General features: G+C 58.8%; 16 protein-coding genes and 4 pseudogenes. 5 read left to right on the top strand and 15 right to left on the bottom strand.

The window, feature by feature from the left end; all coding sequences use genetic code 11:
• Nucleotides 1-80 precede the first annotated feature (80 nt).
• Both R0J92_RS17065 and R0J92_RS17060 read right to left on the bottom strand, forming a co-directional pair.
• On the bottom strand, nucleotides 81-2,489 hold the full coding sequence (locus R0J92_RS17065; RefSeq protein WP_411052501.1) for a YbcC family protein: 2,409 nt from the start codon (nucleotides 2,487-2,489) through the stop codon (nucleotides 81-83).
• A 15-nt stretch (nucleotides 2,490-2,504) separates the two neighbouring features.
• Entirely contained in the window at nucleotides 2,505-4,055 is a 1,551-nt protein-coding gene (locus tag R0J92_RS17060; protein ID WP_411052500.1) for a proton-conducting transporter membrane subunit, read from the bottom strand.
• A 112-nt stretch (nucleotides 4,056-4,167) separates the two neighbouring features.
• On the opposite strand from R0J92_RS17060, the gene R0J92_RS17055 reads away from it, so the two are divergent.
• Nucleotides 4,168-5,058, top strand: a complete 891-nt coding sequence (locus tag R0J92_RS17055; RefSeq protein ID WP_106165314.1) for a LysR family transcriptional regulator — start codon at nucleotides 4,168-4,170, stop codon at nucleotides 5,056-5,058.
• A 408-nt stretch (nucleotides 5,059-5,466) separates the two neighbouring features.
• On the opposite strand, the gene R0J92_RS17050 is transcribed toward R0J92_RS17055, so the two are convergent.
• The 7 genes from R0J92_RS17050 to R0J92_RS17020 all read right to left on the bottom strand — a co-directional run bounded on the left by R0J92_RS17050 (nucleotide 5,467) and on the right by R0J92_RS17020 (nucleotide 17,997).
• Nucleotides 5,467-10,212, bottom strand: a complete 4,746-nt coding sequence (locus R0J92_RS17050; RefSeq protein ID WP_411052499.1) for an OmpA family protein — start codon at nucleotides 10,210-10,212, stop codon at nucleotides 5,467-5,469.
• 126 nt (nucleotides 10,213-10,338) lie between these two features.
• Nucleotides 10,339-11,892, bottom strand: coding sequence for a C1 family peptidase (locus R0J92_RS17045; protein WP_411052498.1), 1,554 nt, complete (start codon nucleotides 11,890-11,892; stop codon nucleotides 10,339-10,341).
• Between the two features lie 517 nt (nucleotides 11,893-12,409).
• The gene (locus R0J92_RS17040) at nucleotides 12,410-14,095 is read right to left on the bottom strand and encodes an amidohydrolase (protein WP_411052497.1); all 1,686 of its coding nucleotides are present in this window, start codon (nucleotides 14,093-14,095) and stop codon (nucleotides 12,410-12,412) included.
• Between the two features lie 68 nt (nucleotides 14,096-14,163).
• Nucleotides 14,164-15,186: an extracellular solute-binding protein gene (locus tag R0J92_RS17035; protein WP_411052496.1), complete on the bottom strand. Its 1,023-nt coding sequence runs from the start codon at nucleotides 15,184-15,186 to the stop codon at nucleotides 14,164-14,166.
• A gap of 19 nt (nucleotides 15,187-15,205) precedes the next feature.
• Nucleotides 15,206-16,006: an ABC transporter permease gene (locus R0J92_RS17030; protein ID WP_411052495.1), complete on the bottom strand. Its 801-nt coding sequence runs from the start codon at nucleotides 16,004-16,006 to the stop codon at nucleotides 15,206-15,208.
• Complete coding sequence (locus R0J92_RS17025; protein WP_317385049.1) at nucleotides 15,999-16,910, bottom strand: ABC transporter permease; 912 nt, start codon at nucleotides 16,908-16,910, stop codon at nucleotides 15,999-16,001. The genes R0J92_RS17030 and R0J92_RS17025 overlap by 8 nt, the downstream gene beginning before the upstream one ends.
• A gap of 4 nt (nucleotides 16,911-16,914) precedes the next feature.
• Nucleotides 16,915-17,997: an ABC transporter ATP-binding protein gene (locus tag R0J92_RS17020; protein WP_394805041.1), complete on the bottom strand. Its 1,083-nt coding sequence runs from the start codon at nucleotides 17,995-17,997 to the stop codon at nucleotides 16,915-16,917.
• Between R0J92_RS17020 and R0J92_RS17015 the strand changes: the two genes are divergently transcribed.
• The 3 genes and pseudogenes from R0J92_RS17015 to R0J92_RS17005 all read left to right on the top strand — a co-directional run bounded on the left by R0J92_RS17015 (nucleotide 17,966) and on the right by R0J92_RS17005 (nucleotide 20,848).
• Nucleotides 17,966-18,934 carry a helix-turn-helix domain-containing protein gene (locus R0J92_RS17015; protein WP_411052494.1) on the top strand — a complete coding sequence of 323 codons (969 nt, stop codon included), beginning with the start codon at nucleotides 17,966-17,968 and terminating at the stop codon, nucleotides 18,932-18,934. The genes R0J92_RS17020 and R0J92_RS17015 overlap by 32 nt on opposite strands.
• A 64-nt stretch (nucleotides 18,935-18,998) precedes the next feature.
• Nucleotides 18,999-19,302: pseudogene (locus R0J92_RS17010) on the top strand (transposase); the annotation flags it as partial.
• 182 nt (nucleotides 19,303-19,484) lie between these two features.
• Nucleotides 19,485-20,848, top strand: a pseudogene (locus R0J92_RS17005) (transposase).
• 450 nt (nucleotides 20,849-21,298) lie between these two features.
• On the opposite strand, the gene R0J92_RS17000 reads toward R0J92_RS17005, so the two are convergent.
• From R0J92_RS17000 to R0J92_RS16980, 5 genes and pseudogenes are all read right to left on the bottom strand, one after another.
• Entirely contained in the window at nucleotides 21,299-22,309 is a 1,011-nt protein-coding gene (locus tag R0J92_RS17000; RefSeq protein WP_411052493.1) for a helix-turn-helix domain-containing protein, read from the bottom strand.
• 67 nt (nucleotides 22,310-22,376) lie between these two features.
• A complete protein-coding gene (locus tag R0J92_RS16995) occupies nucleotides 22,377-22,616 on the bottom strand; it encodes a pyridoxamine 5'-phosphate oxidase family protein (protein WP_411052492.1) in 240 nt (79 codons plus the stop codon).
• Between the two features lie 212 nt (nucleotides 22,617-22,828).
• Nucleotides 22,829-23,134, bottom strand: a pseudogene (locus tag R0J92_RS16990) (DUF1348 family protein); the annotation flags it as partial.
• Nucleotides 23,135-23,804: 670 nt separating this feature from the next.
• Complete coding sequence (locus R0J92_RS16985; RefSeq protein WP_411052491.1) at nucleotides 23,805-24,251, bottom strand: transposase; 447 nt, start codon at nucleotides 24,249-24,251, stop codon at nucleotides 23,805-23,807.
• 30 nt (nucleotides 24,252-24,281) lie between these two features.
• Nucleotides 24,282-24,761, bottom strand: coding sequence for an IS110 family transposase (locus tag R0J92_RS16980; RefSeq protein ID WP_411052490.1), 480 nt, complete (start codon nucleotides 24,759-24,761; stop codon nucleotides 24,282-24,284).
• Between the two features lie 176 nt (nucleotides 24,762-24,937).
• Between R0J92_RS16980 and R0J92_RS16975 the strand changes: the two genes are divergently transcribed.
• A complete protein-coding gene (locus tag R0J92_RS16975) occupies nucleotides 24,938-25,519 on the top strand; it encodes a hemerythrin domain-containing protein (RefSeq protein ID WP_411052489.1) in 582 nt (193 codons plus the stop codon).
• 30 nt (nucleotides 25,520-25,549) lie between these two features.
• Here the strand turns inward: R0J92_RS16975 and R0J92_RS16970 are convergent.
• Nucleotides 25,550-26,371 (bottom strand): annotated as a pseudogene (locus R0J92_RS16970) (IS5 family transposase).
• Between the last annotated feature and the right edge of the window lie 157 nt (nucleotides 26,372-26,528).

Genomic DNA, 26,528 nt, shown 5'->3' with positions numbered 1-26,528 from the left:
CGGCCCCCGTTTCCCAACGGAGGCCGCGTGTTGTGGCTGCGGACGAGTGCCAGACTATCCGCACTGCCGCGAAAGGCGACCTATTCCGCGGCTATTGCACGCTCGGCATCAGATGGAGCGCTGAAGGGCGTCCATTTCAAGTCCCCGCAGTAGCGCCAGGCCAGTTTGCCTTCGTCATCCATGGCGATCAAATGCAGCCACCCGTTATCGAACAGCTCGCACACGCCGGGATGGCGCGCGAGAATATCGGTCATCGCCTCGCGCGGCGCTTCGATGATCACCGACAAGCGCAACGGGTCGTGCTGGAAGCTGTTCCCATCGTGAACGGATTGCCATGGCAAACCCGGGCGCGGGGCACCATTGTTGCCTTCCAGAACGCCGATACCTCCCACCACATTATGCAGCAGCTTGTTGCCACCACCAAACAGGGACGGCGCCACGGTTGAGCCGTAATACTGCAAGCTGATCCAGCTGGCGACCACCACAGGGGCGGTCATAATCAGTTCAAGCACGCCGAACCCGTCATCGCGACGCCAGTCGTAGTTATGCAGGAAGGCCTGCCCTGCCAAATCCGCCCCGTCGGTGCGATGGCGCGGCGCTGCGATGAAGGCCCGGCATCCAGCCAGCCCCCATTCGGGGCGTGTTTCGGCCCAGTCCCGCGCCCGCTGTGGGACGCTCGCGGCGCCCGTTGCGCGTGGCAGACGTTGCCCACGCTCGGCACGGGCGAGGCTCCCGGCGGCGGCCAACCATTCCTTCAGCTGTCTGAACCCGCCGGTCGCGACACCCTGCGGCACATCCCCCTCATAGAGGGTGACCTCGTCAGTCGTTGTGTGGTGCATGGCGGGCAGGAACACCGTATCGACAGGGATCTCGATCCCGGCGTCCCGTAGTCCAAGCTTTACGTCGTGATCATTCAACAGCCGCGCCAGAAGCCGGGCATTCACATCCCCCGCGTGTCCACCACAGGCGCCACAGTGCAATGCGCTTTCATGCGGATTGTTGGTTACATCGGCGCCGTGACCGGCAAGCAAGACAATCCGCGCAAAATTATCGGTCAGCGACATAGCCCTCAGCACTGACTTCGCAATCCCGATACGGGCGTCCAGGCTGATGGCCGGATCCAACTCGGGTGCAGGTTCTACCGTGGCCTTGCCGCCAAGGCCCAGCGCATCCCGAACCAGCTTCCCGGCATAGAGCGGCCCCGTCGCTTCCACAAAGGCGAAAGACGACACAGCGGCCAGCTTGAACCGGCCCCAGGCCCGCTTGGCCCGTGCGGTGTAGCGCCGTTCAAGATCGGACTGCGTGGGCTCCGCCGCCTGAGATGTCACGCCAGGTTGCAACAGCACCGGGCCGCGCCGTTCGGTCACATCCGAGCCGGCAATCTTGTGCGCGCTGGCCAGCCCGAAAAACCCGGCAAAGCCGATGGTCTCGATGTTCTTGTCCTGCGCTTCCAGCGCGCGACGGAAGACTTCGGACCTGACGTCGATACAGAAGGCCGCTTGCACGTCCGGGCGCCCTTCGGCCCTGTGCGGTTTCCCCGGCAGCAGCCTGTCGGACAGGATACGCTGCTGTGCCCGTTCCGCCGCTTCCTGAAGTACCGCGTCGATAACGAGATCCCGCGACGGGCTGACAGGGGTCTGATGGGCGGCGACAACCTCCGCCCAACGCGCTGCGATCTGGTCTTCGTAGAGGTGAAACAATGCTTCGTCGAACACCATACGGATCGCCAGAAGCTCCGTGACGGTGCTTTCCTGAGCCCCCTCCAGCTCTGCCTGCCACAGCAGGTAGCGGCCATATTGCGCCCATCCGCCCAGCGTCATCAGCCAGCGATGGAAGGCGGTCGTCGCGGCATCGGTGGTCACGCCAAGCTGATCCGAAGCGCGGCCTATGGCGCGCCAATGCGAGCGGTTCGTTCCAGCGACAAAGGCACAAAACCCTGTCAGCCCCTGGATCTCGGGGGTCAGATCGCGCGAAGCAAATTCGCGCCAGGCGCTGAAGGGCCCGCCGGTACTGGACTGCTGCCAAAGAGCTTGCCCCTGATCAAAATGGCTGGCGGCCCATACGCCAATGCGATCTTCGATCAGCCCCGGCCAGTCTACGCCCGAAACATCCGCCGCCAATTCGGCCACGGTGGGCAGGGCCTTGGGGTCGGCTGTATCATTCTCCAGGGCAGTCTTCACGTCTTGCAGGCTCAGCGTATCGCCATCCCCTTTGACCGCAGACACTGCGTCCAGCAGATCCGTATCGGTGATTTCACCTGCCCGTAGCTTGTCGGCCCAATGGGCGCGTGACGGTGTAATCCGGGCACCGCCCACCCGCGCCAAACGCGCAGCGGTGGCGGCCAGAGTCTCGCCTGCCTGGCCAAGGAACGGGTTCACCGCAACGTTTGAGGACAGCGGGAACAGCGGTGGGATCGCCTTGGCGGCTGTGTTGGCCTCGAAGACAAGCTCAAGCAGGGCGGCGGGATAGGACTCGAGTTTTGTATGCATCAGGAGTGTTCCTTTTCAGGCTTCGGACCGCTTGGACCAACCGTCCAAGAGCTTGTCGCAGATCGCATTGGCATAGAGACCGTTGGTCAAATGAACGCGCAATCCGGCTGCTGCGGGGTGCGAAGCCCACAGCGGGAAGGTCGCCTGGGCCACCGCGACAAGGCCAAAGCTCCCAAGCGCCAGAAGGATCAGCGCCCATTCCAGAGGACCCGGCTCAGGGGTTGGGGGCAGACTGCCTGCGGTCAGATACAGGGCAACGACCTGCAGCGCGAAATAGCTGACCGATGTGACCAGCGCATAGATCACGGTGCGTCGCATCAACGCGAGGGGCGCCGCATCGGCAAAGCCCTGCGCCAGCAGGTAGGCGACGCCGAAGATCAGGATCACGCCCAGGGCGATGGCCTGAACCGACTTTTCGTCAAACCCGAGCACGGCACCGACAAGACCGTAGATCACGATGGCACTCGCAAAGGACTGCAGGACGTTGCGCGCACTGGGCACGGCGATCGGACCGGGACGGCTGATCGCGGCGACATTGCGCACCGCCTCACCCGAGCTGAGGAACGCATGGGCCTTGTAGAGCGAGTGTGCCACGATGTGCAGCAACGCCAGTGGGAACAGCGCCAGTCCGCATTGCATGATCATAAAGGCCATTTGCGCGATGGTAGACCATGCCAGCGACGTCTTGACCGCGGGCTGTGTGAGCATCACCAGACCACCGAACAACGCCGTAAAGCCGCCCAGCATGACCAGCAGCGCCATGACGCCCGGCGCCAGAAGCATCACATCCGCAAGGCGGATCAACAGGAACCCGCCCGCATTGATCACGCCCGCATGCAGCAGGGCGGATACCGGTGTCGGGGCCTCCATCACTTCGGTCAGCCAGCCATGCATCGGAAACTGCGCCGATGCCAGAACGGCCGAGAGAGCGATCAAAAGCGCCGCCCCCGTGGTCAGCCAGGTGGTCTGGGCGTTCGCGAGAATGGTCTGGATGTCGGTGGTTCCGGTTGCGGTAATCAGCAAGAGGATAGCCCCCGCCAGCGCGCCTTCGCTCGACCGTGCGACAAGGGCTTTCTTGCGGGCGGCACGCCGCGCCGTTGCCCGCTCTGGGTAGAACAACAACAGCCGGTTCAGCGACAGGCTGGTCAGTGTCCAGGCGGCCAAGAGTTGCACGAGGTTACCCGCCATCACCAGAAGCAGCACCGCCGCCAGTGTCACCGACATCCAAGCGGTGAACGCCCCTTGGCGGGCCTCGCCATCCATGTAGGTCCTGGAATACCGCATCACGACCCAGCCGATGAAGCTGACCAGCACCAACATCACCGCACTCACCGCATCGAGCCGCACGGACAGGCCAACGCCAGCAAGTCCGATCAGCGCCGAGGTGCCCGCGCCTTTCATCACGAGGAGCGTCGCGGCGAGCACCGCGATCAAAAAGGCGCCGAACGCCGCCATCTCTGCCAACTGCGCCACCCGCCCCGGGCGTTTCCCGGGATGTCGCGCGGCATGAAGCGCAGCAAAAAGAAGGAGGAGCGGACTGAAGAGAGGCACGAAGAGATAGAGCATGATCGGGATCCATTGATTTTCGTGGTCAAAGACCTTTGCCCCTGCCTAGGCGAGAAGGCTTGGCAAGAAAAATTCATTGTCCTTCATAAATCGTTCTAATAAATAGAACTATATGCCGTTGAACTATCATCACCTGCGATATTTCTGGGCCGTTGCGCATGAGGGGAACCTGACGCGCACGGCACAGCGTTTGAACCTGTCTCAGTCCGCCCTGTCGGTTCAAATCAAGCAACTGGAAGACCGTCTGGGCCACGCGCTGTTCGAACGACGGGGGCGACAACTGCATCTGACCGAAGCCGGGCGGATCGCGCTGGACCATGCGGACGCCATTTTCTCAACGGGGCAAGAACTGGTCGCCACGCTCACGGGGCCGGTACAGAACCGCAAGGCGTTGCGCGTCGGCGCGCTGGCAACCTTGTCGCGCAACTTTCAGATCGGTTTTCTAAGGCCGATTTTGTCACGCCTGGATGTGGAAGTCATTCTGCGCTCTGGCAGTCCCACAGAATTGCTGGAAGGACTGGGCTCACTCAATCTCGATATGGTGTTGATGAACCGCCCGCCACCAGACGACAGCCTGACCCCATATGAAACACACCAGATTGGACAGCAGGACGTCAGTATCGTCGGCACCCCGGACCGGATCGACCCCGATAGCCCGATCAGGGAGCTTCTTCTCGACCAGCCCTTTATCCTGCCCACGACCGACAGCAGCGTGCGCACCGCGTTCGACGCTATGGCGAGCCGTTTGTCCGTGCGGCCGCAAATTGCCGCGGAAGTAGACGACATGGCCATGATGCGCCTTATGGTACGAGAGGATGTCGGGCTTGCGCTTGTCGCGCCGATCGTCGTGAAAGATGAACTGAGCTCCGGCCGCCTCAAAGAAGCCAAGGAGCACCCGTTGATCAAGGAAACCTTTTTCGCCGTCACGCTTCGGCGCCGGTTCCCGAACCCTCTGGTCCAGGACCTGCTTGAACGCAGTACCGGTGCCGCATTCTTATCCTGAAACGGGCGTTGCTGGGCAGTATTGCAGAACGCGCCCCTTAAGGAGGCTTCGGTCCGGTATCGGCGCTTGGCTGACCTGCGCCCTGAAACTTCTCCAGTCTAGTGTAGAGTCGTCCATGCCATGCTGCCGACAGAGCCATTTGGCACGGATGCCAGCCTCACGTTCCATGAGGGGTCAATTATCTGTCCTTCGCCAATGCGGCTATTCCGGATCATCTATTTTCTCGTTCGGGAACAAACCATATCAGGATCAAAACAGATCGTCAGTGAACCGCGCTGCTGCAACGCTTCATTTCAGGCCGGTCCGCTCTTGAGCTAATCTGTGACTACTCCCGCAACTAAGCTACAGAACTGGCTTCACTACATAAATCCTCCCTCTGCCGTCGCGCAACAGAGCCATAATGATTGGTCAATTTGTTGCAATGCTGAGCGGGTAGTCCACGTTGAGCGACAGCGCCGGGATTTGTGGACGTTGCTGGCCTTCCGTGAGTTCTGGTACCCGAGAGGATGTGAACAACACCAGCTCCTGCAGGGAGTTGAACCCGTTGCGATCCCCGACACGGTTGTCCGCCAGACCGCGCAAGCCCTCTAGCAACGCCGCCGTAAAGGCACCGTGACCACCGCCGAAGCTCTCGTCCTCAAAGCTCAGCTCCGAGCCAGAGGAAGAGGCAAACACAACCGCCCCGGTGCCCTTGGTAAGGTCTTGTACCGCATCGTCGGCCACCACCCGGTTACCACCCGCTCCGGAATGGCAAATATCTAGCAACATCAGCGCGTTCTGGTTCAACGGCCGATTCTCCAGATAGTCCCGGAAACGGTCAACACTCATGCCCGTGTAGGGCTTGGCCAAATCGCCTTCGTGGGTCATGAAGTACAGCTCCTGCTCCTCATCAACCACGCCATGCCCGGCCAAGAAGAGCACCACCACGTCATCGTCAGCGGATTGATCCAGAAACTCGTTCATCTGGATACGGACATTTCGCTCGGTCGCATCCGCGTCAGTCAAAACCTTGGTTTCCACCCGATTGAACAGCTTGCCTTCCTGTGACTCCATCAGTTTTGCCAGTTCGGTTGCATCGCGGTCGGCAAAGTTCAGGTTCTGGCTGGATCGCTCATAGTCAGAGACCCCAACGCCAAAGAACCACAGTGTTTGCCCGGCTGGGCGTTCATCGGGTGTCTCGCCGCCTGCGCGGATGATCTCCAAAGTCTGGGTCTGAATACGCGCATCGCGCCACACCAGCGAGGCCTCGATGACATTACGTCCTGGATTGAGATCAAACCTGCGGCTCAAACCCACGGTCTCCTGCCCGTCAAAGAACGCCTCTTCCTCGAAGCCGCGTGATTTCAGCACACGGCGACCGTTCAGCGTATATTCGATCTCGGGGTCGGCCAGATCTGCGCTGTCCTTGCGCACCTCCAGCTGCACCACAAAGGTTTCATCCTCGGTGGTGCTGCGCTCAGGGGACACCAGACTTACCGCATACGGCGCCTCAAAGACATCCGCATCCACGTCTGCGCCATCATCCGGCAGTGCCTCACCACGAGCGATAGCATCCAGAAGATTGCGGATCAGGCCCGGACGCTCGTAGCCCTCTGCCAGCGCGGAGAAAGGCAGATAGTTGTCGCCCAGCGACCAGTACACATCCTCGGTCCCCTGCAAGGACGCGGTATAGCGCCCGTCAGGCGTATAGGCGATCCACTCGCCGTCCTTACGCGGCGCAATCGTCAGTGCCTGCTCCATCCGGTTGAGATCAATGAAGATAAGCTCATTGCCGGTGGTCAAACCAATCGCAAGATTGCGCTCTGAATGGACCTGCAAGTGGCGCAGGTTATGCGGGAAGGTCAGCTCTTTGCCATCCAGCGCCACGTGATCCCAAAACCACTCAACCGTACGCCCGTCGCTCAGCTCGACCTCAAAATTCGGGCTGGGCGTTTCGCGGCCAGTATACTTGCCATTTGCGGGGTCGTGCAGATACCAGCGCCCCTTGCCACGGAATTTGAGAACGTCGCCCCCATCCGCCCATTCCATCTTGAAATAGCGCGCCTCGGCCTGAAAGCTCGTCACTTCGCGGTCGCGCAAGGCATCATAGATGGTGACGACGCGGCCATCTGTCATGCCCTGTTTGAACCCTGCCATCCAAGAAGATGTGACCGCGATCATGCCGTTGTCGGCAAGGCGCACGAAGACACGCGGGTCGTAGATGCCTTCGTACCGCACTGGCTCGGTCACGATATCAAAACTCTTTTGCATCACGACCTTCAGCGTCGCCTTCTCGATCACATAGATATTGGCACGTGGCGACTGAAACGGCCCATCCCCCTGCGGCACGGTTCCCACGACGATATGGGTGTCGTTCTCGCGCATGCTGTAGGGTTTACCGTCGATCTGCTTGATCACCTCACTGCGGAATGTGGTGGCGTCGAACTTCAGCATCTGCCCGTCTTCGTCAAAGGCAAAGAGAACAGACCCGTCCTGATTGAGCGGCTTCCAAGTCTGATAGATCTCGCCTTCAATACGGTGGACTCGGCGGCCCGTCTTGATGTCCCAAACGCTGGTTCCGGCGCTGTCGCGCGACATGACCAGGTTCTGCGAGGGCACCATTGTGAGTCCACGGCCCTTGTGTGCGGCCCCATCTTTACGCTGGTCAACACTCAGGTCACGCGTATCAAGATAGACGATCTGATCATCCTGCGCGGTAACATAATGGCTGCCATCGGGCGTGAAGCCACCATAGAGGATCTTGTCCTGATCGCCCTGAAGCTGCGCTGTAACCTCAAGGCTCGGCACATCCACCAGCGCCAGACGGGTGGTATTGGTGAACGTATCGGCGATCATCACCTTGGGTTCGGTGGGGTGCGCGATCAGATTGAACGTCATCGCCGGCATCCGCTTGCGCGCAATCTCACGCCAGTCAGACGTGTTCCAGACGATCAACTCATAGTCGTTGTTCATCCCCACCAGATATTGACCATCGGGCGTATTTGCGAACCCATGCAGCCAGCCGGTATTGCGCAACATGCCCACGGGTTTCAAGGACTTGGCGTCCCGCACCACTGCATGCGAAGTGCGTGGTGTCTTGGTCACGATATGCCCGCCATCGCCAGACCAGGCGATCTGTTCCGAGCCGCGAATGGTGCCCATCTTGGTCACGCCGCGAAACTTGCGCGATGCAAGATCATAGACCCGCAGGTACCCGGTACGATCACTATAGGCCACCGCATCCGAGAACGGCGACCAAGAGATCTCATCAATCTCGATCGAGTTTGGCAACTGGCTATGCATTAGCCCTGTGCGCATGTCGTAGATGTAGAGCAGATTATCCGTTACACCGGTCACCCCCACAAAGGAGGATTTCATCGCGATATAGCGCCCGTTCGGCGAAATCGCTCTTGCGCTGCCACCAATGGGCAGTTGACGGACCCGCAGCATCCGCTCCAGATCCCACACCTGCGCAGGTGTGTTGCCCGTCACCGCATACCGGCCATCGGGGCTCAGTGTCAGCGAGCGCGCATCGAGCCAGCCAGATGTCGAAATCTGTGGTTCCGAGATGTTGCCATAGGGACGGATCTCAACGCGGCGGTTGGTCTGTTTGCCGCTCTCGGTAACATTTGTGGCAAGTGGGATACGCGATCCATAGCCGACGGTTTGCAGACGTTCCGGCGCAATATTGGCGCTCTCCACAAAATAGCGCTCGACCGATTTGGCACGCGCATCACTCAGCGGCAGATTGACCTTGTCGCTACCGGTGATGTCGGTGTGACCTTCGATCAAGAACACATAGTTTTCGGCTCCCATCGCCTTTAGCGCATCGGCCGCCTGATTGAGAAGTCTCACGCCAGCCTCACGGATATCCGCTTTGCCAGTGGCAAATTCGATCGTCACCCGCAGACTGTCTCCAAAGCGCTGCTCCCAATCCTTTAGAAATGGATTCTCCGCGAAAAACCGGTCTCGTTGTCCCTGCAATCGCAGTGCGGTACGGATACGGTTCTCGCGCCCAGCGAGCCAGTTCTCTGAAAATCCGCCATAATCTTCTGCGCGTTCTAGCAGCCGGTTGGCCTGGCCAAAATCGCGCGCGTGAACACGATTGTCGATATAGTCGCCAAGTATGTTTCGATAGGCCGTGCCATTTACAGTCGGCAGGTACTTTTCAAACACCGGAATCACGCGATCATAGAGCGCGGCCTCTTTGGCAAAATCCGCGTATTGATCGATTGCATCATCCAACTGGTTCTGCGTGGGCGCCATGGATATAGCGCGGCTGCCGTAGTCTTCAGCCTTCCGCGGGTCGAACTCAAAATTGCTCCATGCCCAAGTTGCAGACATCAAAACAAGATAATTGTCGGGGAAATCGCGCAAACCCTGATTTAGCACGGCAATACCCGCGTCGAAATCGTCATTTCCGATCGCGCCGAACGCATCTTGTGCCGCCTCTGGCGATGGGTTCATGTCATATGCCGCACTCAAAACCCGATGTGCGTCGCGCGGCAGTTTGAAATCCTCCCAGAGTATTTTACCCACATGGCGAAGCGCCGCATCGCTCTGGTGCTCATTGGCCCAGCTTATCGCCTCTCGAATGGTATCTAGACGCGTCGCGCGATCAGCACGTTGAGCGCTCAGAACGCGCAGTCGGTTATCAAGCCACGCCTTCAACGCACTGGAGTTGCTGCTTTGATCAAGCGCCAAGGTGAAGTACCGATCCGCGCCAGAACGATCACCCTTGTCCCTTGCGATGACACCACGGACATAATCATAAACCCAGTCTTGCGCCGGGCCATCGCGTTCAAAGCTGTCGAGCCAGTTATTCGCAGCTGCCTCACCCTCGCGTTTTTTGAGGTTGAAATATGCGTACTGCACAAAGAACTCATGATGAGGCCAGGCCTCAGCGCCCAGTAGGAAGGCATCAAAGGCCTCTTCCCGGCGATCCTGTCGCTCCAATGCATAGCCTAGATTCGTAAATCCTAGACCCAGGCTCGGATCGCGTTTGACACCTTCCTGATATAGGCGTTCGACTTCGCTTAGGTCTCCACCGTTGGCATCGAGCACCCATGCCCGAGCCACCAATCCGGCTGGTGTTTCAGGGTGCTTTTCCGCAATCCACCCCCGTATCTGCGACCGGAGCGCACCACTGTCGCGCGAGACCGAAAGCTCGATCAAATCGCCGAGATCCTTGCCTTCGCAATACTGGCACTCAAGAGCGTATGAAGATGTCCCCATTGCCAAAGCAAGAGCACAAATTACCTGGAATATGGCTGTTCGGATCACGAAACATCTCCTGCGGGGTCAGTTGTAGGTCAGATTGAAGAGGAAGGTTCGGCGTGCGGTGTTTCCAGCCGCATCACGCGTTTCAATATTAATCGGATGCGGCCCTGGCCCCTCCGGGAGTTCGACCTCCGCCCGAAACGGCCCTCGCGAAGAGTACCTGCTGGACAGCGCGCCCTCGACAGTAAGCGATGCGATTTCGCTTTCATCCTGCGCCATGCCCTCAAGCCGAAACAAGCGGCTCGCGACCGGTATCACCGCGTCGTCGCTGTCAAAGGCCTCTGGCTCGGGGGCAGTCAACACGATCAGTGGCTCTGTGTCGTCCGTGGTTCCTGAATTTGCGACAACATGATCTATGGTGAGCACCAAGGCGGCCACATCAGCGTCGCCGCTTGCGGCCTCAAACCCGATGCGGTCAGATAGAAGGTCCATCTCTTTCGCTGGTAGCAGACGATCGCCAAGCGCGCTGCGCAGTCGCGCACGCACATCCCCTGAGGCCCGTGCCATTCGCTCCGCGACAACCTCCGGGTCCAACGGTTGCTGCGCATAAAGCAGCACATAATGGTCGGTACCGACCGTGTCATTCAGGCGCGTAAAATGTTGCTCGGTCGGCCCCGGAAGCAACATGGTGGTGCCGCTATGTGTAAAAGGCGTCACCCTGTCTCCACGTGGAAACAGGTGCACATAGTCACCTGTTGCGTCACCGCCCACTACGTAAAGCGCGCCATTGAAACGGCTCGACGCCTCCACGCGAAACCGCGCACCGGATGACAAGGGCTCGCGCAAGGCATAGCCGTCGCTATTGCGCCTTACATCCAGCGTGTCGCCCGAAATATGCAGCACACGGGCACGACCGGCCATATCCACCACCCGCGGCGGCGGCGGTGGATCGGGCGGCAACACTTCATAGCCTTCGAAAACGAAGTCATTGAAGTCCTCGTATGAGATCCAGAAGAACCCCTTGTTGCCCCAGCTTGTATCCCACGAATTCACAACCTCAAAAGCACCACCGTTGCGGGTGTCGTCATATCCGATCACCGCCATGGCATGCCCGCCGAGGGTATCGTCACGCAATCCGCTTCGCTCGGCGGAGCTTGGCTGCCAGAACCCCTCCCCGCTGTGGCGCATGAACCCTTCTCCGACCATCATGCCGATGACCACTGGATTGCCATTCGCCAGCGCTCTGCGGGTGGCGACATGTTTGTTGCGACCGGATCGGCCCCAAAGCCGCGAAAATCCCTTGATCCGATACGCAGTCGCTTTGCTGCGCACGCCCGAGGGAGGAGTCGCAGAACAGGAAAACTCATCGTAAGGAAAATCGCTCATCAACGAAACGCCCTGCCGCTGCATCAATTCCAGTGCGTCAGGCAGATAAGACCCGTTGCACCCCGGCAGATGGATCTGGTTGAAAACATAGGCTGGCGACAGGATCATGCGGCGCAGTTTCGCTGAAGTGTCGACGTCCAGACCCTTGGCGGTCAATAGCGTGCGTGCAGCATAGGCGGTGGCCCAGCCTACACAGCTGCCTTGCTGCCCTTGATCGCCCACTGGTGGCACAAACCGTTTGAGTGACATCGAAGCCGGCGCGCTGAGATAATCTCCCCGCGCCAGTGGTGCTGATTTTGGCACCGCCCCATAAACCTCAGGGTCAAGAATGGCTCCGAGACTATATTCCTGGGCCTGCACTGCAACTGGAGCCCCGAGAGAAAGCACAAGCGCCAAAGCCCGCGCACCCGCACACCACGTTCGAACGATGTTACAAGAAATCAAGAAATGCCTCTCGTACCGAGTTGTTTGGGCTCCAACGAGGAGCAATGATATACTCAGGATCAGGCCAAGACCGACGATCCAGAGATTAGGCTGGCCTTGGAAATGAGGGCGTTAAGACCTGAATGGCGCCATCCACTGAAGGGGGTATGCTTGCAAATAGCCGGTTTTCGCTACCTCATTGAGTTTTCAACTCTTCAATCACACTCACATTCTGACTTTGATATCTCAACCGGTCAACAATCTTGATCGGCGTCTTCACATTCGAAACGCTGATATTCCGGCGTTTCGAATGTGACCGAGAACCTGCTTGCAGCGCGTGGCCTCAGCCCCGCTGAAACGACACCGCGCCGTCGCATATCGTCACCTGCGCTTGCGCTTGCGTGATATCGGCAGGCGGTAATGCAGTCAGATCGTGGCTCATCACCGCGACGTCGGCCATCATACCAACCTTCAGCTTCCCCTTGCGGTTTTCGTTGAATTCGACCCAGGCATTGTCGCAGGTGTAGCTGGCCAGCGTATCCGTCAGGCTTTGCGTCTGGTCGCGCCAATCGGGTCCCAGGTCCAGCGGCGCGATGGCGGCCTTGACGTTGGGCATCACGTCAACGGGGATCACCGGCCAATCGGTCGAAAAGATCACCCGCGCGCCGCTGTTGCGGATGTCTTGCCATGCGTAGGCACCGGCGATCTGGTGATCGTGCAGCACCTGCCCGACGCCCGAAGGGGGGAAAATGTGACCGCGCGGCGCGTGACCGGGCTGGATCGAGGCGACGATCCCCAATTTGGCCAAACGCGGAATATCGTCGGCGTGCATGACTTCAAGGTGTTCAATCCTGTGACGGCTGTCGCGTTTTCCGTTGGCGTTTTGCGCGGCCTCATAGGCGTCAATTGTACGCCGCACCCCGGCATCGCCGATGGCATGCACCGCGATCTGAAAGCCGAGGCGGTCGGCCTCGATACATGCGTTCACGAAATGCTCCTGAGTGAAGACCTCATCCCCGGTATTGCCGTTCGCACCCAGGTCTCCGGGGTAAGGCTCCAGCATCAAGGCGGTGCCGCTTTCCACGACGCCGTCGATGAACATCTTCACGTGTTGGCAGCGGACCTTGTCGCCCTGAAACCGGTCCCGCATCGCCGGGGCTTCCTGCGTCAGGCGTTCGACCGGATCGGCGCCCTTGAGGTGAAAGGGCACGTCTACACGGCAGATCAGGCGACCTTCCGCCTCAAGCTCCGCCAGCAGTTCCAGCTGGTAGACGTTGCCGTCCATCGCGTGCAGCCCGGTAATGCCCTGCCGCGCACAATGCTGTAGGCCGCGCGCAATCACGTCCTTGTCCATCTCACGCTGTTCTCTCGTGGGCGCAGGGATCGGGTCTTTGCCCGTGGTTAGCCCCATCATGTCGCGGCCGGCATGGCGTGTCAGCGCAAGCACGGGGCTATAGGCGCCGGGTTCCAGCAGCTCGCCGCTGGCTTTGCCGTCGTCGCCCATAACGACCTCGGACCCTGCATCGACCTCCAGCCCGTCGATCAGTCCTGCCACCTCCAATGCCTTGGTGTTGGCCCAGACAGTGTGGTGGTCGGGCGCGAACATGGCCAGCGGGCGGTCAGCCAGCACCGCATCAAGATCGTGACGCGTGGGCGTCTTTCCGGTGCCGAGGATGTTATAGTCTGCCATAACGCAAAAGATCATCTGCACGTCGGGGGTTGCTTCGGCGTAGGGACGGATCTTGTCTTGCATCGCGGCGATCCCTTCAACGCCGTAAAGGTTCAGCGTATCGAGCTCGACCGAGCCGCCAAAAAGATGCACATGGCTGTCGATGAAGCCGGGCAACACGGTACCGCCGCCTGCGTCGATGAGCAGCGTCTCCTCCCCCGTCATCGCACGGATATCTGCGTCATTGCCTACCGCTGTCAGAATCCCCCCGGTGATCGCCAGTGCCTGCGCGTCTGGCTGATCGGAGTCAAAAGTCATCAGCTTACCGTTATGGATGATGATATCGGGGGCGGTGGCCATTGGAATTCTCCGGCAAAGGGTAAAGCGGCCCCACGAAGGGGGCCGCAGTTGGTCACTGTGAAAAGCGCTTACTTCTGCAGTTCGGTCCAGATCGCGGTGTAGATCTTGGTCGCTGCCGGCGGGCAGGTGCGCGCAACATAGGCCGCCCCTTTCAGCTCTTCGGGGACCACGATCTCTGGCGCGGCCTTCATGTCTTCTGGCATGAACTCTTCAGACCCTGCGATGCCGTTGGCATACCGGGCAAACGACGACAGCATAGCCGCGTTCTCAGGGTCCATAATGAAATTGAGGAAGGTTTTCGCCTCTTCCACGTTCTGCGCGTCCGCGAGGATCGCGGCGTTGTCCATCCAGACTGGGTAGCCTTCCTGAGGATAGCCGAAGGCGATGTCCGGGTTCTGAACACGCGCGCGCATCGACGCACCGTTCCAGTTCGACCCGGCGGCCACGTCACCCGCAGCGTATTTCTCGATCATGCCGTAATCCATCGAGACCCAGTTTTTCTTGGCCTCGACCAGCATGTCGCGCACTTCGCGCAGCACGTCCTTATCGGCGGTGCATTGCTCTCCTCCGACATAGTGGATCGCCAGCCCCATAAGATCATTCATTTCCGGCGTCGCGTTGATCTTGCCCTTCAGTTCTTCTGGCGGGTCGAAAATCACGCCGGAGGTGTTGATATCACCGTCATAGACCGAGGTGTTCACGGTCACGCCCACTGTGCCCCACTGCCACGGCACGGTGTAGTCGCGGCCCGGATCGAATTCGACGTCGACCCATTGCGGGTCCATGTGTTTGAAGTTCTCCATCTGGTTCGGCTTGCTTTGCATCAACAAGCCTTCTTCGATGAAGATCGGCACGTAGGTGCCCGACGGCACGACGATGTCGAAGCCGTGACCACCGGCCTTGATCTTTGCCAATGCGGTGTCGTTGCTGTCGTAGTCAGTGACGGTGACCTCTATGCCGGTCTCTTTCTCAAACTTCTCGATCATCTCGGGGCTGGTGTAGTTGCCCCAGTTGTAGATGTTCAGCTGACCTTCGGCGAAGGCAGGTGTGGCCAGCACCAGTGACAAGGCCGTGAGTGTTGTCTTCTTCATGGTGTAAACTCCCGTTGGCTTATTTTTTGATTTTACTCAACACAGTGAACGCGATTACGAAGGTCACGGAGATGCCAAGCAGCACGGTCGAGATCGCATTGACCTCTGGCGTGACCACGCGACGCAACTGGCCGAGCATGTAGGTGGGCAGCGTATCCTGCCCCGCGGATTTCACAAATTCAGTGATCACCACATCGTCCAGCGAGATCACGAAGGCCAGCATTGCCCCCGCAAGAATGCCGGGCCAGAGCTGTGGCAGGGTTATGCGGCGAAACACCTGGAAGGGAGTCGCGTAGAGGTCCGCTGCCGCTTGTTCCAGGCTAAGGTCCATGCCCGTCAGCCGCGCGCGGATCGGCAGGTAAGCAAAGGGAATACAAAAGGCCGAGTGCGCGATGATCAAGTAGGCAAGGCCGGTGTAGCCGGTCGCAACCTTTATCATCGCAAAGAAGATCAGCAACGCCGTCGCAGTCACGATTTCAGGTACCATCAGCGGCTGGTTGATCATCGCAAAGACCGCCGCCTGCCCCTTGAACTTGCGCGTGCGGGTGGTGGCCAGCGCCGCCAGAACCGCGACGCTTGTCGAAATCGCCGAAGCCCAGAGCGCGATGACAAGGCTGCGGACAGTGGCCTGCTGCACTTGGTCATTTTCCCACGCCGAGACGTACCAGCGCCAGGAAAAACCCTCCCAAATGGCGATGGAGCGGCCGGAGTTGAAGGAATAAACCACCAGCAGGATGATCGGCAGGTACAGCAGCACGAAGCACGTCATCGCGATGACGGTGAACCCCGGCTGACGGCTTATGCTAAACGTCTTACGCACGGTGTGGCTCCTCCGTTCCGGCTGCGCGGACGTAGGCCAGCAGCGCAATCATGACGATGGCAAGCAGCGTGATCGACAGCGCGGCCCCGAGCGGCCAGTTGCGGCCCTGTCCGAACTGCAACTCGATCAGGTTTCCGATCATCAGCTGATTGCCGCCTCCCATGACGCGTGGCGTGACGTAGGCCCCCAGCGAGGGCACGAAAACAAGGATCGACCCTGCGATGACACCGGGCTTTACCAGCGGCAGGATCACACGGCGCAACACCTGGAAACGCGTGGCGTAGAGGTCATAGCCCGCCTCGACCAGACTGAAATCCAGCCGCTCCATGGACGCGTAAAGCGGCAGCACCATGAGCGGGATATAGACATAGACCATGCCCAGCAGGATCGAAAACTCGGTATAGAGCATCTGTATCGGCGTATCGATGACGCCCAGCCACAACAGCAGAGTGTTCACGGTACCCTCCGCCCGGATCAGCTCCACGATGGCGAAGGTACGTATCAGCAGGTTCGTCCAAAACGGAATGATGATCAGCAGCATCCAAAGATCGCGCTGTTTCTTGGGGCGGGTCGCGATGAAATAGGCGGTCGGGAAACCGAAGAAGAGGCACAGCAGCGTGGTCAGCAGCGAAAGCTTCACCGAACGCCAGAAGATGCTGAGATGCGCATCGGACCAGCCCAAGGTGTCGTCAAAGATATCCCGCTCCGCAAAGACGTTGAACCACGCCTGCCAGGAAAACTGATATTCCACACCGCCATAGTCCCCAGGCGTCAGGAACGAATACACCAGCGTGATCAGGAGCGGCCCGGCGGCAGCAAAAACCAAAATGGCAAGCGCGGGCGCCAGCAACAGCCAGCGGCGGCGGCTGGCGCGGGCATCGGCGGCGGAAGCGAGATCGCTCATCGCGTCAATCCCTCAACACTTGGCCGACACCGGCACCGAACTGAATGCCAACGGTGTCACCCGTGGTGTAGCTCGACGCGGCGTCAGGCCGGTTCTGCAGGCGCACCACAAAGGCAGTGCCGTCGTTCAGTGCCACGTGATAATGCGTGTCGGTGCCGAAATAGACGACCTCGCCCAGAGTGCCGGTGACCAGCCCCTCATCGACAGGGCCGATGCTGGCGTGTTCGGGGCGCACCGCAAGAGTGATACTGCCGCTTTGCGGGCCTGCCTCCCAAGTCCGCGCGGCGATCTCGCGTCCTGACGACAGGCGCACCTGCGCCGTCTCGCCGCTGACGGACAATAAATCGGCCGGTAGGAAATTCGTGTCACCGATGAAATCCGCGACAAAGCGTTCTGCCGGATGGTCATAGATCTCGCGCGGGGTGCCAACCTGCCTGATCTCGCCCGCGCTCATCACCGCGATGCGGTCGGACATGGTCAGTGCCTCTTCCTGATCGTGCGTGACGAAAATGAAGGTGATCCCGGTTTCCGTCTGCAGACGCTTCAATTCAAGTTGCATGTCCTTGCGCAGCTTGAAGTCCAGTGCGCTGAGCGGCTCGTCTAGAAGCAGCACACGGGGTTTCGGAGCCAAAGCACGGGCCAGTGCCACGCGCTGTTGCTGACCACCAGAAATCTGGCCGGTTTGGCGATCAGCCATCTGGCTCATCTTTACCAGCTCCATCATCTCGCCCACCGTCGTCCTGATCTCGGACTTGGGTTTGCCCAACATCTCAAGTCCGAAGCCGATATTTTGAGCCACGGTAAGGTGCGGAAACAATGCGTAGCTTTGAAATACTGTGTTCACGGGCCGTTTATGCGGCGGCAGCTCCAACAGGTCCTCGCCGTGCATGGTCAGAGAGCCCGAGCTCGGTTGCTCAAACCCTGCGATCATTCGCAACAGGGTGGTCTTGCCACAGCCAGAAGGCCCCAGCAGGGTGAAAAATTCGTTGTCCCGAATGCCGATACTGGCATCGGCAAGCGCCACGACGGGCGGCTGACCGGGGTAAACTTTCCTGATGTTTTTGACGCTGATGGCGGTCGCCACGATTGGTATCCCTTGCGTTGGTCTGGTCTCCACGGTTCCGCATTGGGACGCGGGACGCCAGTTTTATTTGACAATCAGCGCATTCAATCGATGGAAAAATACCCCCACGGGGGTAGTCTGCGATCAAAGAGTTGGCTTTTCGGGGTTAGAAATGACGGAACTTCTCAGGTCAGGCGACCTGTCACGACTGCAACGCGCTATGGCGCACAGTCGTGACGATTCGTTCTTTCATCACCTGCGAAGCCTGCTACGGGCGCGACTTCGGTTCGATACGTTCCTGATCCTGAAGTTCGGGCGCAGCGGTGTTCCGCAGGCGCTCAATACATGGATTGCGGATGCGGCCCTGCAAGCCACCTACCCGCGTTACTATCTTGAAGGGGCCTACCGGCTCGACCCCTTTTTCCAGATGCGCCACAGCCAAACGGAAGGCGGTCTATACCGCCTGTCAGACATCGCACCCGACCGTTTCTTTTCCGGCGAATACTACCTGCGCTACTATCAGATCACCGGCATCCGGGACGAGGTCGGCTTGCTGGTGCCCTTGTCGGACGGCGCGACGGGCCACCTCTCGTTCAGCCGAAAAGATGGCAAATTTCGCCGCAGGGAATTGCAGTGCTTGCGACACTTCAGCCCCGTCCTGCTCGAACTGCTACGTCAGTATTGCGAGTCGCGCGGTGCGCCCGAAAGCCCGCCCGCATCGAGCCTTCACCCCTTGGAGGATCTCATTGCTGCGCATGTATTGCAGGTCCGTCAGGCCGACCTGACTCGGCGCGAGGCGCAGGTGATCGCGTTGATCCTGCAGGGCCATTCCAACCTGTCGGCAGCATTGGTGCTCGGCGTCGCGCGCCAGACCGTCAAGGTTCATCGCCGCAACATCTACCGCAAGTTGATGATCACTTCGCAGGCAGAATTATTCGCAATGCTAAGCAGCTTATTCTGAACGGATGTGAGCCTCCCGCCAAGAGGTGGTCCGCCCTTATGATTAGGAAAGCGGAGGACAATAGATGGCGACAAAGAGACCTAAGCCCGAAGAGATTGTCGCGAAGTTACGGCGGGTTGAAGTGTTGATGGGGCAAGGGATGCCCCGGATTGATGCAATCCGTCAGATCGGCGTGACGGAGCAAACCTATTCCCGCTGGAAGATCGAAGCATCGAACTCCGTTGGTTCGAGAGAGATGCTGAGGGTACGGCGGAATGGGCGCAGAGCAGCTTAAGGAATTGAAACGGCTCCAGAAGGAGAACGAGCGCCTGCGCAGGGGGGTATCGGACCTGACACTGGACAAATTGATCCCGTCCGAGGCCGCAAAGAGAGTTTGAAGCGGTTCACGCAGTGATGAACGATCCTGTAGATCGTTCAAGCACTCAAACGGGCGGAGACCTTGAGCCCCTCGCGCCGCCGTGCCTGTATCGACCTCATTCGCAGCAAGATGAAGGTTTGAACCACACCGAGTTTTCCGGAGGCTTCAACTCCTGAGTAGGATGAAACCACAATGAGCAAGATAACAAACAAGTATTCCCCTGAGATCCGCGAGCGTGCGGTGCGACTGGTGCTGGACAATCAGGGCCAGCACAGTTCCCGCTGGCAGGCGATCACGCCGATCTCCGCAAAGATCGGCTGTTCGGCGCAGACGCGAATGAGTGGGTAAAGAAGGCAGAAGTCGACAGCGGCAAGCGGGCGGGCGTACCAACAGATGTCGCCGACAGTGCAGGTCGTTCGCGCAGCGATCAAATGATCCGGGGAAACATTTGAAGGCCCAAACGAAGGCGCTGGAGCGGGAAGACCGCGAGATGCGTAATGCGAACGAGATCCTCCGCAAGGCATCGGCTTCGATCACGCCACTAGAACCAGTGGCGTGACGTGCTCGACTTTGCGATGGCGGAGCTCGAACGCCGGTCGAAGCGATGGGGTCATTTATCCACTGCCCGGCAGCGCATGCCTCCATGCGCGAGAGGGGACATGCATCGCGGTGAGCATGGGGTCGAGCCGATCTGCATTCGCCATTGCCGCTCGGACCAATGACGCGGCATGACTCATTCCTGCCGATTGCCGCTTCCACGTATTATGAGCACCTGGCGAAGCGGGCTGATCCGGCCCGATTGTCGGACCGTGCCCGGCGTGACCAGGCATTGCGGCGCGAGATCCGGCGGGTTTTCGAGAAGAATTGGCGGGTTTATGGTGTGCGGAAGGTCTGGCGGAAATTGCAACGGGAAGGTTTTGACGTCGCCCGCTGCACGGTTGCCCGGCTGATGAAGAGCATGGGTGTTCAAGGCGCTCGCCATTGCCCTCGGACCGATGGCGGACAAAGGCTCGCTCCGGGGCAATCCGCATAAGACCACGGTGCCCGACAAGAAGGCGCCGTGCCCGCTGGACAAGGTGAACCGGCAGTTCCGTGTGCCCGCGCCCAACATGCTCTGGGTCAGCGATCTCATCTATGTTGCCACCTAGAAGGGGTTCACCTATGTCGCCTTCGTTCTCGATGCTCTGGAGCAGGCTGTTCACGAGCGGCGGCCGACAAAGGCGGTGGGGCTTGTTCACCACTCCGACCGCGGCAGCCAATACCTGTCGATCAAATACACAGAGCGGTTGGGAGAAGCTGGTATCGAGCCCTCTGTCGGCAGCGTCGGAGACAGTTACGACAATGCCCTTGCCGAGACGATCAACGGCTTGTTCAAAGCCGAGGTCATTCACCGCCGCGGCCCTTGGCGCAACTTCGAGGCAGTGGAATACGCAACACTCGAATGGGTGGATTGGTTCAACAACCGCCGTCTGCTTGAGCCTATCGGGAACATTCCGCCGGCAGAAGCAGAGGCCAATTTCTACGCCGCTCTGGAAAATGAGGAACGAGCCGCGTAACTAACTGCAATCAGCCTCCGGCGAACCCGGGGCGGTTCACAGGCCCATTGATCAATGGCTGTCGGAGTTTCCAGCACCGGCAACTCTGCGAGGGCTGAGTGAAGTGCGGTTCCGGGCATCGTGACCGGCAACAACAGCAAGCCGGCTGTCAGGGCTGCAACGATGGCCATTATGATCAGGCGCGTCATATCGCCGAGTTTGAACGCCCGGGTTTTGCGGAACCTGAGGGGGCTGACAGTGTCTTGATGCGACGCCTGTCTGTGAGCTGTAGTTGTGCCAATGTTCATGCGAAACGCCTTTCCTGTTAAGGACAATGCCGACTGTCCGGTGGACGTAACGCCAGCACATCTCCGTTGATGTCAGGAAGGAAGTTAGACACCAAACGGCTGCAGGTATTGGCCGCGCCTGCCAAGGTCATGGCCGAACCTGCCACGGTTTTTCAGGTGATGATCAGGCTTTAGATGCGCGCTGTCTGAATTGTGCTGGTGCTTGTCCCAACCAACGTTTGAAAGCGCGGCTGAAGGTGCTTTGCTCGGAAAAGCCCGTCAGAAAGGCGATCTCGGCAATCGAGGCGTCGCTGTCGCATAACAGTTCCTGCGCGAGTGCGGATTGCGCCTGTCCCAGCACATCGCGAAAGGTAAGACCCTCCTCGGCGAGGCGACGATAGAGCGTACGTTCACTCAGCCCCATCTCTTGGGCGACCTGTGCTGCTTGTGGTGCACCATTGCTGAGCGCAGGGGTAAGTCGGTGCACGAGCGTCTTGCTGAGCGAAGGGGTGTCCTCGATTGAGCTCATCTCTGTCTCAAGATGCGCCGTGAGAAAATCTGCAACTGCCTGGTCCCCAAGGAGGTTTGGAAGATCAAGTACAACCGGATCGAACGAGATCGCGTCACGTTCTGCGTCGAACTTGACTGGGCAACCAAAATGGGCGGCGTACCTATCTGGCGTACTTCGACAGGAATGACGGAAACAGACATACTCGAAGGTAAGGTCGGACCCGACGACCCGCTTCATATTCACGGCAAATCCGGCCAAAGCGGTTTCGTTGCGAAAAGCCAGAACGGGGTGGTGCGCGGTTTGCCCCTCGATCGCAAAAAACGCGAGGTCGCCTGTCTCATTCAGATGGTAAATCGCCGTGTCGGTTACCAGCCGAAAATAGCGTTCGACCCGTTGAAGCGATGCCCGCAGGGTTGGAGCTGTCTTGATCGCCAACCCCAGCACGCCAAGATCATCCGTCTGGATCAATTCAGCATACGCATTCATCAGCGTTATTTCGTCAGTATGATTGTTGCGGATCCATTCAGTCAGCTCGAAGTAATCAGTGTCCTGAAGCCGACCTGTCTCGGACAGCGGCACACGATGAACCACAGCGCCGTTGGAAATCAAAGCACCGTCATCTGTCAGCGTCATCCCGGCCGCAGTGGCCATCGTGCGCGCAAAGGCGTTGGTCACGCTTGGCATGGGAATAAATGCTATAACAATATCACCAGCGAAACCAGAGACTCCGAGTGCAGGGTCCGACGGTAAACTATTTCGCGAACCTGATTTCTTGATGGATCTGCGCGTGGCCCCAGAGCTTCAGGCATCTGCGGCACCGGTAGACCGCGGCGATGACCGACACCCGGTCATCATGGCGAATGTGGCCTACGCTGATATACTGTCGGTCACCTTTGAAATCAGCATACCCGATCACCGATCGGTCGATGACCTTGAGAAACCCCGGAGCACCGCCCAGGAACTGGGCATAGGGCCAGCCGGTTTCAGCCACTGTCGCCTGAAAGCTTCCGTCTCTCCGGGGCAGGAAATCGGCTTCGCGCGCTGTGAGTTCACCACCCTCGTGACGATCCGGTGGCAAAACTCAGGCATAGGCCTCGGCGGGCCCGAAGCGTTCTTCTTCTTCAAGGACACGGGACGTGAACCCAACGCCGGCTTAGGCGTTCGGCATGGTTTCTCCTCCTGCAAATCAAGTTCAGTCAGGCCTTAATGATCATAGGGATGGACCGGGGAGGCCCATCTGAATGCCTGATCGCCTTCGCAGATCGGGTGTTCATTCATCGACGCGATGCGTCGCTGCATCAGGCCATCTGAACGGAACTCCCAGTTTTCGTTGCTATAGGCGCGAAACCAGGTACCGCTGTCGTTATGATATTCGCAGGCAAAGCACCCCGCGATGCGGTTGTCATGAAACGCCCAGAGTTCCTTGATCCACCGATAGTCCAGTATGCGCGCCCACTTGCGGGTCAGAAATTCCGCGATCCGGTCGCGGCCCTGAAATATCGCTGCCCGGTTGCGCCAGTGGCGGGCGTATCATCTCCTGATCCATCATTGATGTCGGCCGAAAGGCCCGGTCGCAATGGGGAGGCAGTGGCGCGGCCGGGGCGTCCGGCGAGGCAGCGGGGGCACATTCGGCCAGACGAACGCGGGCGCATTTCGAAATGCGGTGTTGACCTGAATGTAGAGACCGGCACCGAGATGGTGTTGGCGCAGGCTGCCAATCCTTTGACCTCCCTGCCATCAGACGTAGTGTCTGAAACTTGGCCTAAAACCGCCATTATTTCAGTCGCCGCGAAAGTCCGAAATGCGGGCTGTGACCGCAGCAATCAGGATCAAGACTGCGTGACGACTTCTCTAATTGGGTGTTTGGGTAAAGCTCATTTTCCTTCTTTCCTTTGGGGCTTTGTCACTCATCCGGATCACGCTTCTCTTCGCAGTCTGGCTGATGCCGCGTGGGGCATCGCTGGCCGCATGTGTCGGATTGGCAGTGGAGAGCCTCGCTTTGGGACGCGCTTCTCGTTGCGCAGCAGCCATAGTCGGCTTCTTCCACAGACCTCGTCCGGTGAGGAACGACCCCATTCAGATTAGGTGTTAGGTGGTTACATCGTGCCACACCCTCCACCTTCTCTGGATGGAATTCAGTGCCATCAGTCGATACGCGATGCAGCAGAAAAGCAAGCTTTCATGCAACGGCGACGACCGCACGACGTCTGCCTTTCGTTCGCATTAAACGCGTTCCCCATGATTTGATTTGTGATCCAGCCATCGTGCGCATGAGCAACGAATTGGCTACTGCATAGAGGGTTGCACGGACATCGCGGTCTCCCGCTCGGGATATGCGACTTGGGTTGTCGTGCTCGCCAGATTGATATCGCCGAGGTGCAAGGCCAAAGTGCGCGCTAACCGTTCGGGAACTTTTGAAGCGAGCAGGATCATCGATGGCGGCTTTGAAAGTAAGTGCCGGAATCGGGCCAACGCCCGAAACAGTCATCATCCGCAGGCAGACGTACTCATTGCGGGCCGTGCGTTTGCCCCGCCGATCCAGGGAGAGATAATTTTTGTATATTGCAACACGCGCGTCCAGCAGCGACAGCATGGCCTGAGACAATACCTCATCGACTGCGATCAAAGGGCGCACGAGGTCATCGAAGCTGCCATGCTAGACAGTTTTTGGAAGGCGCAGTCTGAAGGTCTTTAATAACCCTCGAACCTCATTTGCCAGATCGACGGTTTTGTTGAGCAAGGCTTTGCGGCAGCTCAACAGAGCGCGTATTTTGTGGGCTTCACGGCTCTTCATGTGAACCGGGCTGAACCAACCTGTCCGCAATATCTGCCCAATTCCTCGGGCATCGTTCTTATCTGTCTTATTGCGCATCGCCGACAGTGCCGCGCTGACCTGTCTGGCTTCCATGCAGACAACGTCGAAATCATCATTGGTCAATCCATAGAAAAGATGTTGGCTCATCGTGCCCGCTTCAAAACCGATCCGAACAATCGGATGAGCGAAGCCTTTCAAGCAGTTTGTGATCTCAGTGACATCACATCCCAACTCGCGCTCGAGAATGATCGCGCCTTTGCTTTCCACAATGCAAAGCGCACACGACCTTAGTGAAACATCCAGTCCAGCGTAGTATTCCATCACCTACCTCCCTTGTTCACAGCTATCCTGTGATCCTCTCGAGAGCTTGACCGAAGAACAGAGGCAGCCCAATTACGCATGCTTCGGGCCGATGTAACTTGCATCTGGAAGGCGATTTCCTAATTCACAAGGTCTACGCTCTTGACTTGACGAAAGCAGAGGCTTTCATGCCGAGCATGAATGACCTCTCAACACACTCGCTGGATGACCTAACCATTAACGAGTCCTCGCGGCCCAAAGCGCCGAAGGTTCCGGCAGCAACAGACATACACCGCCGCCAAGGTCGACAGCTGGCGGCCATCCACCGTCACTATCTGATGGAGATGGCCCAAATTGGCGCGGTGTTGGCGCGGATTGAAGCGGGAGACGCTCCGCCCGAGAATCTGAGGCAGATCGTACTTTCACTCGACATGGCGGAGAATTTACGGGCCTTCGGAAACCTTTGCGGACGCGAGTGCCAGGTGCTCAAATTCCACCACGACATTGAAGGTTCCGATATGCTCCCCCGGGTCGAGGCGGCTGGTGGAGGGATGTTTCGAGAGGTCGTCGCCAAGCTTCTGTCAGAGCACGAGGTGGTCCACGAATTGATCATCCGCCTCGGTCGCGCTGCGGACACACTAATGGAAGATCCGAATGAGGCAAACTTCGTTCATGCCGCCACCACGTACCGAAAACTTGAGGAGGTCGTACGCTCCCATTTTGGCTATGAGGAGACGGAATTGGCGGAGGCCATCGGATATTACCTCGGATCGATTTGAAGCCGCATCCGGATCAGCTAGGGTCAGGATTCATAACCAATAGATGACGAGAGCCGCGAGCGCGATGGCAGAGAGAAACACCTTGGGGCAGCGGTCATAACGGGTCGCGACACGCCTCCAATCCTTGAGCCTACCGAACATGATCTCGATCCGGTTGCGACGCTTGTATCTGCGCTTGTCGTATTTGACCGGCGTTTTGCGTTTCTTCCGGCCTGGGATGCAGGCGTGTATCCCCTTGTCCTATAACGCTTCTCTGAACCAGTCAGCATCATAGCCGCGATCCCCAAGTAGCCATTTGACCTTTGGCAGGCCGCGCAGCAGGGCCCTTGCACCGATGTAATCGCTCACCTGTCCGGCGGTAAAGAACTGGTCGATTGGTCGTCCCTTACTGTCGCAGATGGAGTGCAGCTTGGTGTTCATGCCGCCTTTGGTCCGACCGATCAGGCGGCCACGCCCCCGTTCGTCGGGGAATTGATCCCCCAGATCAATTCTTGATCCTCCTGACTTAACGCCCATGCTGGTCGCTGTTCGGTGGGCATTCAGGTATGTCGCGTCCATTGCCCGGCAGTTGATTGCGAAGCAATCAATGAGAGGGATCATCACGGTCGTCTTCTCACCGTGTTCCGCCGCCAGTCCGGCCATCATCCGCGCGAAAATGCCCTTTTCGCTCCAACGCTTCCAGCGGCTGTAGAGCGTTTTATGAAGGCCATATTCCCGCGGCGCATCCCGCCAGCGCAAGCCATTGCGATTGATGAAGATAATCCCACTCAACACCCGTCTGTCATCGACCCTTGGCTTTCCGTGCGACTTCGAGAAGAAAGGCGCAAGTTTGCCCATCTGCTCATCGGTCAGCCAGAAAAGATCACTCTTGTCACCGCTCCTTTTCGGAGCCGTGAGTCACGCAGCGCGACCCAAATCAATGCATCCTGACCCTAGGTCGTGTTGACAAAAGGGATTCACATCCGCTCGCGGGCGTGATTCAAGCTGGTATCTGTAATGGAGACCAACT

This window comes from Tritonibacter sp. SIMBA_163 (assembly GCF_046535935.1).
Classification (GTDB): Bacteria; Pseudomonadota; Alphaproteobacteria; order Rhodobacterales; family Rhodobacteraceae; genus Epibacterium; species Epibacterium scottomollicae.
Note: the sequence above shows the minus strand (reverse complement) of the source record. Positions and strands in the feature narration are given on the sequence as shown.